This is a genomic window from Microvirga sp. VF16 (assembly GCF_016864375.1).
GTDB lineage: Bacteria > Pseudomonadota > Alphaproteobacteria > Rhizobiales > Beijerinckiaceae > Microvirga.
Map to the genome: position 1 here is coordinate 1140558 of NZ_CP069355.1, position 13545 is coordinate 1154102.

The 13545-nt window shown below is 60.3% G+C and carries 11 protein-coding genes and 1 pseudogene; 7 read left to right on the forward strand and 5 right to left on the reverse strand.

The genetic code is table 11. The features are described 5' to 3' along the window. Positions 1-190: 190 nt before the first annotated feature. Entirely contained in the window at positions 191-1129 is a 939-nt protein-coding gene (locus JO965_RS30885) for a GNAT family N-acetyltransferase (RefSeq protein ID WP_246776968.1), read from the reverse strand. Between the two features lie 108 nt (positions 1130-1237). Between JO965_RS30885 and JO965_RS49625 the strand changes: the two genes are divergently transcribed. Next, positions 1238-1960 (forward strand): transposase, encoded by a 723-nt coding sequence (locus JO965_RS49625; RefSeq protein WP_203444701.1) that lies wholly within the window; start codon positions 1238-1240, stop codon positions 1958-1960. A 364-nt stretch (positions 1961-2324) separates the two neighbouring features. Here JO965_RS49625 and JO965_RS30895 read toward each other — a convergent pair whose 3' ends face one another. Beyond that, positions 2325-2588 carry a hypothetical protein gene (locus JO965_RS30895; RefSeq protein WP_203444702.1) on the reverse strand — a complete coding sequence of 88 codons (264 nt, stop codon included), beginning with the start codon at positions 2586-2588 and terminating at the stop codon, positions 2325-2327. A gap of 576 nt (positions 2589-3164) precedes the next feature. On the opposite strand from JO965_RS30895, the gene JO965_RS30900 reads away from it, so the two are divergent. Both JO965_RS30900 and JO965_RS30905 read left to right on the forward strand, forming a co-directional pair. Then, the gene (locus JO965_RS30900; RefSeq protein WP_203444703.1) at positions 3165-4199 is read left to right on the forward strand and encodes an RNA-guided endonuclease TnpB family protein; all 1035 of its coding nucleotides are present in this window, start codon (positions 3165-3167) and stop codon (positions 4197-4199) included. A gap of 246 nt (positions 4200-4445) precedes the next feature. Next, positions 4446-4748: a hypothetical protein gene (locus tag JO965_RS30905; RefSeq protein ID WP_203444704.1), complete on the forward strand. Its 303-nt coding sequence runs from the start codon at positions 4446-4448 to the stop codon at positions 4746-4748. 17 nt (positions 4749-4765) lie between these two features. Here JO965_RS30905 and JO965_RS30910 read toward each other — a convergent pair whose 3' ends face one another. Both JO965_RS30910 and JO965_RS30915 read right to left on the reverse strand, forming a co-directional pair. Next, complete coding sequence (locus JO965_RS30910; RefSeq protein ID WP_203444705.1) at positions 4766-6061, reverse strand: polyhydroxyalkanoate depolymerase; 1296 nt, start codon at positions 6059-6061, stop codon at positions 4766-4768. Between the two features lie 946 nt (positions 6062-7007). Continuing rightward, positions 7008-7472, reverse strand: a pseudogene (locus JO965_RS30915) (transposase); the annotation flags it as partial. 476 nt (positions 7473-7948) lie between these two features. Between JO965_RS30915 and JO965_RS30920 the strand changes: the two are divergent. Continuing rightward, complete coding sequence (locus JO965_RS30920; RefSeq protein ID WP_305846603.1) at positions 7949-9712, forward strand: alpha/beta hydrolase; 1764 nt, start codon at positions 7949-7951, stop codon at positions 9710-9712. A 35-nt stretch (positions 9713-9747) separates the two neighbouring features. Beyond that, positions 9748-10473: an acetoacetyl-CoA reductase gene (phbB, locus tag JO965_RS30925; protein WP_203444707.1), complete on the forward strand. Its 726-nt coding sequence runs from the start codon at positions 9748-9750 to the stop codon at positions 10471-10473. Between the two features lie 131 nt (positions 10474-10604). On the opposite strand, the gene JO965_RS30930 is transcribed toward phbB, so the two are convergent. Then, positions 10605-10973, reverse strand: coding sequence for a phasin family protein (locus JO965_RS30930; protein WP_203444708.1), 369 nt, complete (start codon positions 10971-10973; stop codon positions 10605-10607). A 351-nt stretch (positions 10974-11324) separates the two neighbouring features. On the opposite strand from JO965_RS30930, the gene JO965_RS30935 reads away from it, so the two are divergent. Together JO965_RS30935 and JO965_RS30940 are read left to right on the forward strand one after the other, a co-directional pair. Further along, positions 11325-12314 (forward strand): phasin family protein, encoded by a 990-nt coding sequence (locus JO965_RS30935; protein WP_203444709.1) that lies wholly within the window; start codon positions 11325-11327, stop codon positions 12312-12314. Positions 12315-12473: 159 nt separating this feature from the next. Next, the gene (locus JO965_RS30940) at positions 12474-13508 is read left to right on the forward strand and encodes a PHB depolymerase family esterase (protein ID WP_246776969.1); all 1035 of its coding nucleotides are present in this window, start codon (positions 12474-12476) and stop codon (positions 13506-13508) included. Positions 13509-13545 lie beyond the last annotated feature (37 nt).

Consider the following 13545-nt stretch of genomic DNA (forward strand, 5'->3'; position numbering starts at 1 on the left):
GCCCCGTCCATGCTCGTCATTACCAAGCAGGGTGGCGACAGGATCGCTTAGCAGACAACTTTGTTGAGTTTGCAAAAGGTGGCAAACTCGCCGCCTTTTCTTGGTGAATCCTTCAGGGTGGGCGCGCCCTGACCCGTAGATCCTGGCGCTGTCCCGGCCCTTGCCATGATCCTCCAAGGCCGACTGCTATTCACGCCGCGTGTCGTTCGGCAGTGGATCCGAAATGGTCGATGTACCGCTTGTTGATCGCTGACACGGGCAAGACGACCAGCACATCAGTGGTGCCGAACTGCCGATCGATCACCGCGCCGTCTCCGAAGGCCGCCCCGACCCGGAGATACCCCTTGATCAGCGGCGGGAGGGCATGAAGGGCAAGCCTCGGGTCGACCACTTCTTTTGCGAGAATATCCATGGCGGTGTCGCGCTCGGGAAGAGCGCGGGCTCTCCAAGGTGCAGGTGCCCGCGCGTAGTGGTGCAGAAAGCTCAAGGGCAGGGCAAGCTTCTGCGGGTCCGTACCCTCGAGGCTGGCGCAGCCGATCATCGCATCGATGCGATGGTGCAGCACATAAGCCCAGATCCCATGCCACAGCAACTCAACGGTACGCCTGCTGCGATAGGGCTTGAGCACGCAGGACCGACCGAGTTCCAGAAAACGCAGACGGGGATGAGCCTGCAGCAGGGGAGCGATGTCGTACTCGTCCTTGGTGTAGAACCCACCATGGCGCTCGGCGATCTCCTGGCGGAGCAGGCGATAGGTGCCCACCACCTTCGGCTTGGCGGGCTGGAGAGGTCCACGTTTCACGTCATGGTCAAGGACGAGAAGGTGGTCACAGACCGCATCGTACTCGTCCATGTCCCGACCTGTGAACCGGGACATTCTGCCCGGGACAGCCGACATCTCCTTGTAGAAGACCTCGAACCGCAATCGCTGGGCAGACCGGATCTCCTCCGCGGTCGTGGCGAGCCGGACTTCAAGCGAGCCCATGCGCCCGAGTACGGGAGGACGGGCCTCATCGTTTGGAACGATCTTGCCGGGCTTGGGCTGGAGCGTGGCATGAGCCCCATCCTCGGATCTCGGAGCCAAGTGCAACGCGTACGCCAACCCGGCGTGCTTCGGGCCGACAGCCATGACTTTACTCAGCATATGAGAGAGCAGCATTGAAACTCCGCTTCGCGGCTCAGATTCCTGCACCAACCGCATGTCCGGCTAGCTCAACCACAGGCCTTCAACGGTTCTGTGACAGATCCTGCCCGTGTTGGGGAAAGAGACAGGCGGGAGCATGAGATTCCGTGGGGCAGCCCTTGCGAGGGTCCCCTCTGGAGGGCTGCGATTCAGCCCAGTCGACGGCAGTGCAAGTCGCGCCGAGACCACAGGCGGCATTGTTGCCCCACAGATCCTCACGCTCTCGTCTCGTGGCGCGATGCCCGAACGGCGTTCCCCCGGTCTCGACCTCTGCCGCGCCGGCAAAACTGCAGGCCCGTTTCGATAAAACTGCAGGCCCGGTTCGATCTTGCTATATGCCGGCAATGCCCGAACAGGAAACGCTGCCCGGTCCGGGCTGACAGCCATGACGGGCAGATCGCCCGCTTTCAGTACACGCCACCACGGGCCGAAAATCAGAAGCGCCGCCTTCTCGAGAGCAGCGATGCATTCCGCGCAACCTATCGTTGGCGCGCCGGAATCGAGGCGACGATGTCACGGCTGAAGCATCAGATAAACCTTGCGCACCTGCGCATTCGTGGCATGCCCGCCATGCGCTACACAGTAAATCTGCGCGCTCTTGGCCTGAATATCCGCAGATGTGCCGCAGTTCAGGCATGTAGCCAGGCCACTTGCCGTGAACTCCGGAGCTGGAGCAAGGTGAAACATCGTTTCCGCAGCGTCTGGGAATCAGCACAATCAACGCTCGGCAATCTACTTTTTACCGCCCCGTCTAAATTCCGTCATAGCTTGCCCTGAGAAGATGGCTTCCTCAGATCCCTTCACATGCCGATGGGTTGACGATGTTGTTACTGCCAAAGCTCCTCAAGCGCGGCCCATAAGGCTGTCGCCGTTGACGATGCGCCGCCCTCAGTGTCGGCGTGATGGGTCGTTTGAGGTCCGCATCGGGGCGCTGTGTTCAACCTCAGTCAACTGAAGACAATACTCTACGTCGATTTAGCCGCAAGGACGCGCAATCGGCCACATCGTGGACTGAAGGCTCGATCCGGCGATACAGGGTCGAGTTGTATGGTTGCCGCTCAATGCGGTCTTGTTTTGGTGCATTCTCGGCATCCCTCCTCCGGTCATCGGCCAGGATGCCCGGAACTCCCAACGAGAATGGTCAGGCGGCAAAGGATTGACGGTGCTGTTGCCGCCGAAGCGTCTCCAGGAGGTCGACGTACGGCTGGCGCCTCTGCTGATGGGCGGTTCTGATCTTATCTTTGATGGATTCTCTCAGGTCCGGGTCGCGGACGCTCTCCTCGACCTTTTCCAGTTCAACCTCGTTTGCAAAGGCAATGTCGCCAAGGGTATGGAGCACCTCGCGCATCATGGCGTCGAGGCTCGGCGAGTACATGCGATAGGGCGGATGAGATTGCTTGGGCACGATTTCCTCTCATTGTTCTTGCTTCTTGGCGCCAGAGATGGGGCATTGCCATAGGTTGGCAAGGGCAAAGCGGCGCGTAGGATGACGATCTATCTCCATCGACGCCCTCCGCGTGACTCGACAGCCGCTGCCGTACTGGAGCATCGTCATCCCCATCGGGGCGGCCAGAGAACGGCATCCGCTCAGGTCTTCATTCAGTCGCGCAATACAGCCAAGTTTGCTGCGGTTGGCTCGATAACCATGACAACACGTCGATCCCCTTGATGGCTTGTGTCGGCTTCCGGACAGACAGCGGTCCATCTCCCTCCGAGCTTTCGTTACCATTCGTTCAGAAGCAAGGGGCGGCAATGACCGCACCTCTGAGTGATCTCGCCACCGCGATCCGGCCCGTGCCTCGCGGTCCGGGAGGGATTAGCAAAAAATGCGCCGAAAGCCCTCTCTGTTCACGGAGAGGATGGAAAGGCGCTGCGACGGATGCGGCATTCAATTCTCTTGAACCTTGGCCATTGTGACCGTATATCGGGAGCACTGGCTGGAACAGACCAAGAACCTGCATACAAGACGTTCAGCTTTCGCGTGAAGGACGCGACGAGCCGAAAGCATCTGGCCGCTTACGGTAAGGCCACCAACACGGTCTGGAACTACATCAATGAGATCAGCGAGCGTTCGGCTCGCCGTGGTGCGAAATGGGCCACGAAGAAGCAGCTGCGCGATCTCACCAAAGGCGCGAGCAAGGAACTCGGCCTGCCGTCCCAGGTGATTCAGGAAATCATCGACGAATTCCTGACCAAGCGCAGGAAAGTCGGACGGCCGAAACTCCGCTGGCGCGTGAGCCGTGGACCTCGACGCTCCCTTGGCTGGATTCCGTTCACGAATCAGGATGTGGAGATCATCGGCTCGCTTGCGATGTTTCGGGGCCGTAAGATCCGGCTGTGGAAGCACCGGGAGGTCCAAGGCCGGTTCAAGTCCGGCAATTTCTCGCAGGATGCACGGGGCCGCTGGTATTGCAACATCGTCTGCGAGGTTGAGCGCCAGACCACCAACCGGACACACATTGTCGGCATCGATCTTGGACATAAGACAGCCACGAAGTGCTCCGACGGACAGGAGTTGCTTCAGGCGCGGTTCTACCGCGACCTGGAGGACAAGCTGGCCGAGGCGCAGCGTGCTGGTCGCAAGCGGCAGGTCCAGGCGATTCATGCCAAGATTGCCAACCGGAGAAAGGACACGCTCCACAAGTTCTCCCGGGCGGTGGTGAACCGATCTGGCGCCGTGTTTGTCGGCAACATCTCATCCACTTGGCAGATCGCATCGGGCGCCGCAAAGGCGACGCACGATGTGAGCTGGTCGATGCTGCGCAACTTCCTGAAGTACAAATGCGATCACGCAGGAGTTGCTTTTGCCGAGGTGGATGAGTCCTACACAACGCAAGCCTGTTCTGGGTGCGATGCACGCAGCGGCCCACAAGGTCGAGAAGGTCTTGCGGTCAGGCTAGGGGTATGCAGCGAGTGCGGGTCGGCTCACGACCGCGATCGGACTGCTGCGCTGACCATTGCCCGTCTCGGGTGCGAGACGCTTGGTCTGAAGGGACCAGGAAGCCTCGTCCTTTAGGGCGCGGAGGCATCACCCTTGACCTCCCGTTATGCAAGCCGTCACGCAAGTAGCGTGCCAAGGGCTGTGAACACGATCACCACGAGCATTGCGTCAGGTGAGAGAGTTCGTGTGGCTCAGTGGCCTGGCATACGATGAGGTTATCGGCCGGAAGCAGTCACACGGAACAGCGCTCCAGGACATGAGCCTTTTGCATGATCCCGATAGTGCTATCATGCCCGCTCCCCTGTGAAGGAGGATCGCCTCATGCCACGTAGTTCTGCCGCGCCACGACCGCTTGCGCCTTCAACACAGGCTCCTTGGTATCCTGACGATCTTCTGGCGGAATTTCAGACCACGCTTGCGGCTCTCGCCGATCTCGAGGTTCGGTCCGCGACTGACCGGGAGTGGCTGGCGGCATGGGACGGTCCTGAACCCATCAAGAAGAAGTTTGCAGCTCAGCTTGAGGAGCGTCATCAGCGGGATCGGGAGCCGTATGTAGAGCAGCTGGCTGATCTCCATTGTGCGATGATGAGGATCATGACCTTGGATATCTGCTCCAATCCGTGAGGCTCTTGGCGACCAGTTCAGGTGTCCCATCGAGCAGATGAGTGCTGCTCCATGCTGGAGATCGGAGCTTGGACCTCTCTGGACTTTCGGGCGATGCGCGTTGGCGATCTCCGGGAACTGAGCGGTCTGTCTGCCGCATGTCTTGCCATAAACGCCTTGATGCGCGGGGCGATCTCCTGCCGAAAGCGCGAACCGTTGAAGACGCCATAGTGCCCCACACCGGCGTGGAGATGAGCCTCTTTTTTGTCCGCCGATAGGTTGGGCGTGAGGTTGAGAGCGGCAAAGGTCTGGCCGCGTCCGGTGATGTCGTCCTTCTCACCCTCGATAGTCATGAGAGCGCAACGGTGAATCGCCTTCAGGTCCACGGGCCTGCCCCGGTGCTGCATCAGCCCTCTGGGCAGCAGATGGTCGATGAACACCGTCTCCAGCGTCTGGAGGTAATACTCGGCACTAAGATCCATGACGGCCAGATACTCGTCATAGAACGTGCGGTGTTTCTCCGCCGAGTCGCCATCTCCTTCGACGAGGTGATTGAACATCTTCCAATGGGCTGAGACGTGGCGATCCGGGTTCATGGCCATGAACCCACCCAACTGCATAAAGCCTGGATAGACCATGCGCCCCCGGCCTTGATACCGTTCCGGCACGGGATGGATGCAGTGGTGCTCGAACCAGCGGATGCCTCGTGCCTGAGCGAAGCTGTTGACGGCGGTCGGAGCCTGGCGGGTGTCAATAGGTCCGCCCAGGAGTGTCACGGAACAGGGCACCTGCGGATGCTCGTCAGCCTCCATGAGGGCAATCGCCGCCAGCACCGGAACGGCCGGCTGGCACACTGCCATCACGTGTAGATCTGGTCCCAGGGCCTCGACCATGGCGATGCAGTCATCCACGTAATCGGAGAGATCGAACTGGCCCTCCAACAAGGGCACTTCTTTGGCATCGGCCCAGTCGGTGATGAACACCTGATGGCTATCCAAGAACGCTGCCACTGTGCCCCGCAGCAGCGTGGCGTAGTGGCCCGACATCGGGGCAACAATCAACAGCTTGGGCTTGTTCGAGGGTGGTCCGAAGGCGATCATCCGGCAGAAGGGCCGCTGCCACACAACTCGTTCTGAAGCAGGAAGGTTGAAGATTGGTTTCGCGTAAGAGCGTGTGGTGCGCTCGAACAACTCGCAGGAGGCCACCAGAGCACGCCCGGTCGGACTATAGGGGAGCGGGCTAAGGGGGCTCTCGGAGACCAGTTTCGTGATGCCTGCCGCCACTCGGGCGGGGGTGAGCATAACCTGTGACGCTTCATGCAACAGGTACCACATGCGAGGGCTCCTTGCGGTCCGTCTGCGCCCCCTGCTATTTTGAGCCGCCGATTACGACTCTGGCACTGACGTGAATGCACAATTGTTCGGCTTAGTCTCCAGCCAATATACCCAAACCACGGTTAAAAATTCGGACCCAAAAGTGGAATGCTCCTTTGGGACACCTCATAGGGCAATGTCCTGCTTCTCAAGCGACTTGCTGGCGCGGCTCTCTGACCCATCGTAGTCACCTGAGTTTGTTGACCGGATTGACGGCCCGGTCGTGCCAATCCGTTGCGTCTGTTTCATCGCGGCGAGGTTTGGAACGGGGAACGCGTTGGCAGGGACGGGATGGAATGATCGGGGCGATGGCAGCCCCGGTGCTCAGGGCGAGCTGCCCGTGGCTGGGGTGCGAGAGCCCTCGCAAGCCGACGGACGAGATCCGCTTCCGGGCAGCACGAGGTTTGGTCGGCGGCGAGTTGGGTCTTGTGGAATTTGATGCAGAACCCATGGAATGGATGACGGCCACCATTGTTGCAGAATGAGAGGTCGTTCAACCAACCACGAATTCTGAGGCTCCGATGTTTAAGACCGAACGCGCGGCAACCGCCATCCACACCAACCTTGCCGCAATCTTCGTCTCCATGGAACTCTTATGTTCAAATGCAAGCGGCATGGCCACGACTGTTCATCCCGCCAGTCATGGCTGGTCCGGCATAGGGTAGCTCATGCGCAATGTCGGAGACAGGACCTCAAGACGACGGTTTGCAAACTCTTATACGCGGGTTGGATTCCGCATTTCCGTGTGTACGCCCGGGGCTGCTTCGATCTCAGCACAGGCGTCGACATCGTCGGCCACTCAGTTCCATCGACGATTCCCCGACCGGGGCCCTGCCTCCAAGATTGAGCATCAGCAGATGATCGATCTTGCCTCCTCTTTCGAATGCGCGCGATCTGCGCTGATCGGCTAAGCGTGGTGAGCGGGTTGCACTTCCTGACCGATAGCCCACAGGAAGGCCGCCATTTCTCGCGCGATCGCGGTGATCGCGATGGCCTTGTGCGTCCCCGCGCGGATCATTGTTCGATAGCGCGAGCAGAGCCGGAGCTGACCTTTCCACGCTATTTCGCGAACGGTTCTCGGGAGGCCTTCCAACTGCGCTTGCTTGGTGCGACTGACCCGCGCAGGGAAGCGGTAAGCCCATGCGACTTCGATCAACATGCGACGGGCCCGAGAATTCCCGGCCTTAGTGATCCCGCCCCGTTTGACATGTTCACCTGTCGAGCTTTCTGACGGAACGAGGCCAAGAAAGGCCATCAGCTGGCGGGGGTTTTCGAAGCGGCGGATGTCGCCAATTTCGGCAACAAAGACGACGGCGGCCATCAACGACACGCCTCGTAACGCCTGATAGGCTTCGACAACAGGAGCCATTGCACGGCCATATGAAGATATTATGACAATGCCAGCGAAATTACTTTCCTGTTGTGTCGGATTGCAGACAGACATGTTCTTTTCGTTGGTGTGAGGTTAGCTGCCCCAAGGTAAGACGAGATCAGGAAGGCTCATGACCTCACGAGACTCTGCGACCCGCACGACGAGACGCTTCATTACCTTGCAGGCGTTTCCCTGTTCCCCCATCACCTAGCCGCATCCGTTCGTCCTGTGTCAGACCCATCATCGGTGGCGTCGCTACTCGGCAGGCGTTGCTTCGATGTGGCATGGACGTCTACCTACTGATCAGGCCCGGGAAACAGCGTTGTCGTCCGCTCATGCTCGCAGTGACGCGGTGACCCGGCATAATCCACCTCGCATCAGGGCAATAACGACTTGCGTTGGATCCGGGCAACATCAGGAGGCTGCCTTTGACCACTGACAGACAATCTGGGGCTGTGGTGAATTCAGGATTTGCGATGACGGATCCCTATCGCTTTGCTGGGAACATGGCTCGGTTGGTCGCCGAGGCCGGCAAGGCCGCAACAGCCTACATCCAGCCGCAGATCGGCACCTTGGGGCCGCTGGCTCAAGTCGACGATATCACGCCAGCTCTGAACACCTTTGCACAGGTGCAGCAGGCCTTGGCGACTCAGCCGGGTACCCTCATCGAATCTCAATCCAAACTCTGGCAGGCCTATGTCGATCTCTGGAATTCGTCCGTGTACCAGATGCTGGGCATAGGCGGTGATGATGTCGCTCCCTCCAGCACCAAGGATGCCCGCTTCAAGGATCCCGCCTGGACCGAGCACCAGTTCTTCGATGCCGTGCGACAGTCCTATCTCATCACGTCGCATTGGGCCGATCGGCTGGTCGAGGGCACAGAGGGCCTTGATCCAGAGGTACAGCATAAGGCCAGCTTTTACACCAAACAGTTGATCAACGCGCTGGCGCCCTCGAACTGGGTGTTCACCAATCCCGAACTCCTGCGCGAGACCTTCGCCTCCGACGGGGCGAACCTCGTGCGCGGCATGCAGCTGTTGGCCGAAGATATCGAGCGCGGGGGAGGGCAGCTCAAGATCCGCCAGACCGATCCGACGCAGTTCGAGGTCGGCACGAACATCGCCGTTACCCCGGGCAAGGTGATCTACCAGAATGCCCTGATGCAGCTGATCCAGTATGCGCCCACGACCGAGAAGGTGCTCAAGCGGCCGCTGCTGATCGTGCCGCCCTGGATCAACAAGTTCTACATCCTCGATCTCAATCCTGAGAAGTCCTTCATCCGCTGGGCTGTCGACCAGGGACACACCGTCTTCATCATCTCTTGGGTCAACCCGGACGAGAGCCTCGCCGCCAAGTCCTTCGAGGACTACATGCGCGAGGGCATCTTCGAGGCTCTGGAGGCTATCGAGAAGGCCACAGGCGAGAGAGCCGTGAACGCCGTCGGCTACTGCGTCGGCGGAACGTTACTGTCCGCAACACTCGCCTACATGGCAGCAACGGGCGATACCCGGATCAAGAGCGCGACGTTCTTCACCACGCAGGTGGACTTCCAGCAGGCTGGCGATCTGAAGGTCTTCTCGGACGAGGACCAGATCCGGGCAATCGAGCGCGACATGGCCCAGCGCGGCTATCTCGACAGCAGCAAGATGGCGACCATCTTCAATCTGCTACGCTCCAACGATCTGATCTGGCCTTACATCGTCAATGTCTACCAGAAAGGGCAGGAGCCGTTGCCCTTCGACCTGCTGTACTGGAACTCGGATTCGACCCGGATGCCGGCTGCCAACCACAGCTTCTATCTGCGGCGCTGCTATCTGCAGAACGATCTGGCGGAAGGCCGGATGGAGTTCAGCGGCACCCGGCTCGACCTCTCAGCGATCTCAATCCCGGTCTTCCACCTCGCGGCTCGCGACGACCATATTGCCCCACCGCATTCGGTATTCGCCGGGGCAGGGCGCCTGGGCGGCCCTGTGACCTTCGTGCTGGCTGGCTCCGGGCACATCGCCGGCGTCATCAACCCGCCATCGCGCGGGCGCTATCAGTACTGGACCGGGGGAGCGCCGGAGGGAGCCCTTGAGGCGTGGCTTGAACAGGCAGAAGAGCATCTCGGATCCTGGTGGCCGCATTGGCAGGCCTGGGTCGAGACCCAGGACAGCAAGCGTGTCAAGGCACGGGTGATCAGCGCGGGCAAGCTCACGCCGATTGAGGATGCACCGGGCAGCTATGTCCGGGCACCGTAGAACACACCATTAGGTTAACACGGAGAAGAAACAGCATGGCGCGCGTTGCATTGGTCACCGGTGGCACCCGCGGCATCGGTGCCGCGATCTCGAAAGGCTTGAAAGACGCAGGCTACACGGTTGCCGCGAATTACGGCGGCAATGACGAAGCCGCCAACCAGTTCAAAGCTGAGACCGGCATTCCGGTCTTCAAGTTCGACGTCTCCGACGCCGCCTCCTGCGAGAGCGGGATCAAGGCGGTGGCAGCCGAACTCGGACCGGTCGACATTCTGGTCAACAACGCCGGCATCACCCGCGACGGCATGTTCCACAAGATGACCTTCGATCAGTGGTCCGCCGTCATCCGCACCAATCTCGATTCCATGTTCACCTGCACGCGCCCGGTGATCGAGGGCATGCGCGAGCGCGGATTTGGGCGCGTCATCATCATCTCATCCATCAACGGCCAGAAGGGCCAGATGGGACAGGCGAACTACTCCGCCGCCAAGGCCGGCGTGATCGGCTTCGCCAAGGCACTGGCGCAGGAGAATGCCAACAAGGGCGTCACCGTCAACGTGATCGCGCCGGGCTACATCGCCACCGAGATGGTGAAGGCGGTGCCCGAAGAGGTGCTCAAGTCGAAGATCCTGCCGCTCATTCCCGTCGGCCGCCTCGGCGAGGCGGAGGAGATCGCCCGCTCCGTGCTGTTCCTGGCCTCCGACGAGGCCGGCTTCGTCACCGGCTCGACCCTGTCCATCAATGGCGGCCAGTACATGGCCTGAGCCGCACGAGCCGGATTGTCTGGTGACAGGTCCTCATGGGCAGATCACTCGGGCGAGGGCGAAGGCCTACCACAAAGCAGAACGCCCAACCTCACGGCTGGGCGTTCAGAGGAGGCTGTCGAACTCTGTCGTTACTTCGCGCGGGTCGCGGGCTTCGCGGCGGCGAAGGTCGCCTGCGCGGCAGAGTAGAGGGCGCCAAACGGCGCAAAGCTGTCCTGCGCCAACTTGGCATAGAGCTCGCGGGTCTTCGCCGACTGGGCAACAAACCCTTCATAGGCGCTCTTCACATAGTCGGTCTGAACCTCGATCACCTTGTCGAGCGACTTGACGCCGACGAGCTTCTCAAAGGTGGACGCGCTCTGCTGAAACGACTTCTTGGCATAGTCGGTGGTTTCAACAACGATGGCGTTGGTGCCGGTGGACGCAACTTCAAACGCCTTCACGGTGGCATCAAAACTGTCTTTGCCGAGCTTCTGAACGGCTTCGAACTGCTGGTTCATAGAGATCTCCAAAGTGGGCGTGGGCCCTCAGACAAGTCTAGCCGCGTCATACATCGGCTACCCGGTTATTGTGCATTGCACAATCAATGTCAACAGAAAATTGTGCGACGCACAATTAGACATTATTCTTACAAACCCTTTAATTTAAGGCTGTTGAAGCTTGGGTGGTTGCCGCGCCATGCTGCATTGCGATATGGCTTGTGAAGCTTCGTGATCACAGCCCATCTCTTTGCTGCCCAGTCTCACGAAGTCTGCCTGCCGAGTCCCGTGTCCCTGTCCAGCGTTCTTTCACCTGCGGAGAAATCCGGTTGTGTCCCAGCTGCCGGATGCCCTCCGCCACTTTTGCGAGGAATGATGACGATTAACCGAAGCATTGGTCAAACCCCGCCCGATAAGGCCAACGAGATCTTCACTCAGCTGCTTGCCACGTCCAATGATGCCGCAGAGACTCGCGAGCAGCTGCTCACGAGCCTGGCCCAGGAACTGGATCTGCTTGCCAACCTGCAGGAGCAGCACCTCTTTCCTGTCTTGGAAAACCACCCGGAGACTGCGGAGCTCGTCCGCGGCGCGCGCGATGACAACCGGCAGACCAGGGCCCTCCTGGACGAACTCGCCGCCGCGCCAAAAGACAGCGATGAATTCCAGGTCAAGGTGGCGGAGCTGAGACGGGTGTTTCAGCAGCATATTCGCAACGACAGGAACGAGCTGCTGCCGGTGGTGCTGAAGGTCCTGAACCAGGATGAGGTCGAAGCTGTCGTCGAGAAGGTCGAGGAGGAGATCGCCGAGGCAGAGGCCATGCGTACTGCCAGCGAACCGCGGCGGACGAGGCGCGGGCGCAAGCAAGCCACAGCGGTGCCTGATGACGATGAGACCTTGCTGACGGTGATTGAGGAGGCACCCGAAACGGCACAAGACGTGGGGCAGGAGGTCCAAGAGACAGTTCAGGCCAATCTGCATGCAGCCTCTCAGGTCGTCGACAGTGCCACTGCGATGTCGAAAGATCAGAATCGAGGGGCCCGGACTTGGCTCGATCAGGCCTCGCAGTACGTTCAAGCCGTTGCCCAGTCCAACCGGATTCTGGCGCGTGGCGCCGGGACCATCACACTGGAATGGTTTGGCCTCCGGCAGGAGCGCCTGCTGAAGAACATTGAGGACGGGATTGATCTTCTGGCCTGCCGGTCGATGCCGGACTTGGTCCGCTTGCAGAGTGCTCTCGTGCGTCACAACGTCGAGCGGATGATCGACAACGGCCAGCGCCTGGCGCAACTCACCGCCCAGGTGGCCCAAGAGGCCACCCGGACCATCACGGGGCAACCCGAACACGATCGGCGCACACGCTAAGGCTTTGACTTGAATACGCTCCCGGCTTACGAGCCGGGAGCGCCCACATCAGGGACCAGGCAGGACTATGAGACTGTCTGTTGCCATAGATGCCACAGGGCTCCCGTATGTTCTCTGCCGTGAGACGCTCCTGATTCGAAAATTCCCTACCGGGTGCGCATGCGACTGAAGCTTCCGATCACCCATCTTCTGAAAGCCCAGCGGCGCTGGGAGAAGACCCTCGTCAGGGCCACGAAGAGCTCGCGCACGCTCATCTTTAAGCCGCGCAAGACCCGGCCCAAGAAGGACAAGCTGACCGAGGTCAGCGACTTCGGGTCCAATCCGGGCAATCTCCGGATGCTGACCTACGTGCCCCCGCAGTTGCCCGACAGTGCACCCCTAGTCGTGGTGCTGCATGGGTGCCTGCAGACGGCGCGCGACTACGACGAGGGCAGCGGCTGGTCACTGCTGGCGAGACGGCATGGCTTTGCCCTTGTCTATGCCGAGCAATCTCACGCGAATAATCCCAACCGCTGTTTCAACTGGTTCCGGCCTCACGATGCCCGACGCGGCTCGGGCGAGGCCTTGTCGATCCGCCAAATGGTGACGCGCATGCGTCGGACCCATAGCATCGACCCGGCCCAGATCTTCATCACGGGGCTCTCGGCAGGCGGTGCTATGGCCTCGGTGATGTTGGCAACCTACCCGGAGGTCTTTGCTGGCGGCGGCATTATCGCCGGTCTTCCCTATGGCGCTGCGTCGGGTATGCGCCAGGTCATGTCCGCCATGAAGAGACCGCGGGCGCGCACCGCCCAGCAATGGGGTGACCTCGTCCGCACGGCTTCGGTCTATTCGGGCCCACGGCCAACAGTGTCGATCTGGCATGGCACAGAGGACCGGACCGTTGTGGCATCCAATGCCGCCGCTTTGCTCAGCCAGTGGGCCAACGTGCACGGTGTAAACGAGGAAGTATTTACGCAAACATCACTTGCAGGTCATCGCCGGCGGGCATGGTCGGACCGAAAGGGGGAAACAGTTATCGAACTGTTCCTGATCGATGGCATGGGCCACGGCACACCGGTGCGCCGGACGAAGGCGCAGGCCACTGCGCGAAGAGCCGAGCCGTTCATGCTTGATGTCGGCATCTCATCGTCGCTGCAGCTCGCCCGATCGTGGGGCCTTATTCAGAAGAGGGTAGCCTCACGCAGAACCTGAGCGACAGCTCAGCCCCACAACTCAACACATAGAGAAG

Coding starts and splice junctions, on each gene's coding strand:
- JO965_RS30885 (WP_246776968.1), bottom strand. CDS start 1,129: ATGGCTGTCGGCCCGAAGCACGCCGGGTTGGCGTACGCGTTGCACTTG.
- JO965_RS30905 (WP_203444704.1), top strand. CDS start 4,446: ATGCCACGTAGTTCTGCCGCGCCACGACCGCTTGCGCCTTCAACACAG.
- JO965_RS30910 (WP_203444705.1), bottom strand. CDS start 6,061: ATGTGGTACCTGTTGCATGAAGCGTCACAGGTTATGCTCACCCCCGCC.
- JO965_RS30920 (WP_305846603.1), top strand. CDS start 7,949: ATGACGGATCCCTATCGCTTTGCTGGGAACATGGCTCGGTTGGTCGCC.
- phbB (WP_203444707.1), top strand. CDS start 9,748: ATGGCGCGCGTTGCATTGGTCACCGGTGGCACCCGCGGCATCGGTGCC.
- JO965_RS30930 (WP_203444708.1), bottom strand. CDS start 10,973: ATGAACCAGCAGTTCGAAGCCGTTCAGAAGCTCGGCAAAGACAGTTTT.
- JO965_RS30935 (WP_203444709.1), top strand. CDS start 11,325: ATGATGACGATTAACCGAAGCATTGGTCAAACCCCGCCCGATAAGGCC.
- JO965_RS30940 (WP_246776969.1), top strand. CDS start 12,474: ATGCGACTGAAGCTTCCGATCACCCATCTTCTGAAAGCCCAGCGGCGC.